2 protein-coding genes and 1 pseudogene are annotated in these 2809 nt (G+C 74.7%); 2 read left to right on the top strand and 1 reads right to left on the bottom strand.

Features of this window, described 5'->3' with window-relative positions; all coding sequences use genetic code 11:
• A pseudogene (locus DVA66_RS21415) lies at positions 1-288 on the top strand (hypothetical protein); the annotation flags it as partial.
• A 17-nt stretch (positions 289-305) separates the two neighbouring features.
• Complete coding sequence (locus DVA66_RS19080; RefSeq protein ID WP_114561427.1) at positions 306-1286, top strand: Ldh family oxidoreductase; 981 nt, start codon at positions 306-308, stop codon at positions 1284-1286.
• 10 nt (positions 1287-1296) lie between these two features.
• Here the strand turns inward: DVA66_RS19080 and DVA66_RS19075 are convergent, their stop codons facing one another.
• Positions 1297-2472 carry an alcohol dehydrogenase catalytic domain-containing protein gene (locus DVA66_RS19075; RefSeq protein ID WP_114561426.1) on the bottom strand — a complete coding sequence of 392 codons (1176 nt, stop codon included), beginning with the start codon at positions 2470-2472 and terminating at the stop codon, positions 1297-1299.
• Positions 2473-2809 lie beyond the last annotated feature (337 nt).

The following is a 2809-nucleotide window of genomic DNA, read 5'->3' as shown; positions in this document are numbered from 1 at the left end:
GACGCCGACGAGGCCACCGTGGACGCCCTGGCCGCCCGGCTGGTGGCCGTGGTCCGGCGCACCCGCGCGCAGCACCCCGGGCTGGACGACCCGCTGGCGGGGTCGACGCACGGGGCGGCGCCCGCGGCGGCGGCGGTGGCGTCCGCGCTGACCGAGCTCTACCACCCCGCCCAGCTGCGGGTGCTGGGCCGGATGCAGGAGCTGCTGGACGAGGGCGCGGCGACCGGCGCGGAGGATCTCCCGGAGACCGGCGACGGGGGCGGGGCGCAGCGGTCGCACCCGGGCTGACCTGCCAGGATCGGTGCGTGAACGAGCCACCCGCCGACGCCGTCGTCGTCCCCGCCGCCGAGCTGCAGACCTTCGTCACCGAGGTCGGCGCCAGCGCCGGGCTCCCCGCCGAGCAGGCGACCCTGCTGGCCGAGCTGCTGGTGGCCAACGACTGCCGCGGCGTGTTCTCCCACGGCACCGTCCAGATCGCCACCTACGCCCGGCTGCTGCGCGAGGGCCGGCTCAACCCCGGCGCCCGTCCGGCGGTGGTGCGCGAGACGCCGTCCAGCCTGCTGGTCGACGGCGACGGCGGTCTGGGCTACTTCGCCGCCCACCTGGGCACCGGGCTGCTGGTGGAGCGGGCGCGCCAGCAGGGGATCGCGGTGCTGCTGACCCGGAACCACGGCCACTTCGGCGCGGCCGGGCTCTACTCGCGGATGACGCTGCCGCACGACCTGCTCACCTTCGTCACCTCCGGCCACCAGCTCGAGCTGAGCCCCGGGGCGCCGGTGTTCGACGCGGCCGGCGGCTCGCCGATGTCGTTCAGCGTGCCCACCCAGGACGAGGACCCGGTGGTGCTCGACTTCGGCACCATGCACGACCTCTACGCCGACAGCCCGCACCGTGACCAGATCGCCCGGGACGCCCCGGGGCTGGTGCTGCGGGCGATCGGCCTCGGCGCGGTCTGCCAGTCCTGGGGCGGGCTGCTGGCCGGCGTCCCGCTCGACCCGGCGCGAGCGGAGCGGGAGTGGGCCGGAGCCAACCAGGGCTCGCTGGTCATCAGCTTCCGGATCGACCTCTTCACCGACCCGGCCGCCTTCCGGCGCGAGATGGACGCCTACGTGCGCGCGGTCCGGCAGCTGACGCCGCTACCCGGGCTGGACGCCAGCCGGCTGCCCGGGGGCCCCGAGGCCGAGCGGGAGCGCCGCTACCGCACCGACGGCGTCCCGGTCGGTCCCGAGCACCGCGCCCGGCTGCGGGAGACCGCCGCCGAGCTCGGCCTGGACGCCCCCTGCTGAGGGGCAGCGCTCAGGGGCGGAAGACCGTCTTGATCATGTCGTCGTCCTTGGCCTGGAACGCCGCGTAGGCCGCGGGCGCCTCATCGAGCGGACGGTGGTGGGTGGCGAAGGTCTCCAGCCCCAGCGGGTCCGACGGGTCGTGCACCAGCGGCAGCATCTCCTCCAGCCAGCGGCGCACGTTGGCCTGGCCCATCTTCAGGGTCAGCTGCTTGTCGAAGATGGTCTGCATCGGCAGCGGGTCGGCCGCCCCGGCGTAGACCCCGCTGAGGGAGACGGTGCCGCCGCGGCGCACCAGCGCCACCGCGGTTTTCAGCGCCTCCAGCCGGTCGGTGCTGGCGTTGGTCATCAGCGGCCGGGCCAGAGCGTCGGGCAGTCGGCTGGCGACCTTCTGCGCCAGCTCGGCCACCGGCGATCCGTGCGCCTCCATGCCGACCGCGTCGAGCACGGCGTCCGCACCCCGGCCGTCGGTGCGGCTGAGCACCTCCTCGACCAGGTCGGAGCCGAGCTCGAGGACGTCCACCCCGAGGGTGCGGCTGCGCTCCAGCCTGGCCGGCACCCGGTCCACGCCGATCACCCGGATCCCCTGCTGCAGGGCCACCCGGGCCGCCATCTCCCCGATCGGGCCCAGCCCGAGCACGACGAGCACGTCCCCGGGGACCACCCCGGCGTAGCGCACGCCCTGCCAGGCGGTGGGCAGCACGTCGGACAGGAAGAGGAACCGGTCGTCGTCGGGGCCGTCCTCGACCTTGATCGGGCCGTAGTCGGCGTGCGGGACGCGCAGCAGCTCGGCCTGACCGCCCGGGACCGAGCCGTAGAGGTCGGTGTAGCCGAACAGCGCCGCGCCCATCCCGTGCTCGCGCACCTGGGTGGTCTCGCACTGGGTCTGCAGGTCGTGCTGGCACATCCAGCAGCGCCCGCAGGCGATCTGGAAGGGCACCACCACCCGGTCGCCGACCCGCAGGTCGGTGATCGCCGAGCCGGTGGCCACCACGCGTCCCATCGGCTCGTGCCCCAGCACGTCACCGGGGTGCAGGAACGCCCCGAGCGTCTCGTACAGGTGCAGGTCGGACCCGCAGAGCCCGCTGGAGGTCACCTCGATGATGACGTCGGTCGGCTCCTGGATGGTCGGGTCGGGCACCTCCTCCACCCGGACGTCGCGCTTGCCCTGCCAGGTCACGGCCCGCATGCAGATTCCTCCTGGTCGAGATCGGTGGTCACCTGCGGCGCTACCCGGCTCCACGCGTCGGCAAACGCCCGCCCCGCCCCGGCCACCCGCCCGCCGGTTCGAGGTATCAGCGCACGGCGGGGCGGACGTCATCACCTCGAACGGGTGGATGGAGGAGCCCCGACCGCGTGGTTCGAGGTATCAGCGCGTGCCGGTGACGCCGGTATCACCTCGAACCGGCGGGGTGGCGGGTGGGAGGGGAGAGGGGGAGGGGCAGGGGGTCAGAGGGTCAGATGACGTGGGGGTCGTCGGAGTCGCCGACCAGGGGCAGCCCGCGGGCCTGCCACTCACCCATCCC

The organism is Desertihabitans aurantiacus (assembly GCF_003344635.1).
Classification (GTDB): domain Bacteria; phylum Actinomycetota; class Actinomycetes; order Propionibacteriales; family Propionibacteriaceae; genus Desertihabitans; species Desertihabitans aurantiacus.
This window is presented reverse-complemented; position numbering and strand designations above follow the sequence as displayed.

Excerpts from the sequence above, each read along its gene's own strand:
- DVA66_RS19075 (WP_114561426.1), bottom strand. The coding sequence starts at position 2,472 with ATGCGGGCCGTGACCTGGCAGGGCAAGCGCGACGTCCGGGTGGAGGAG.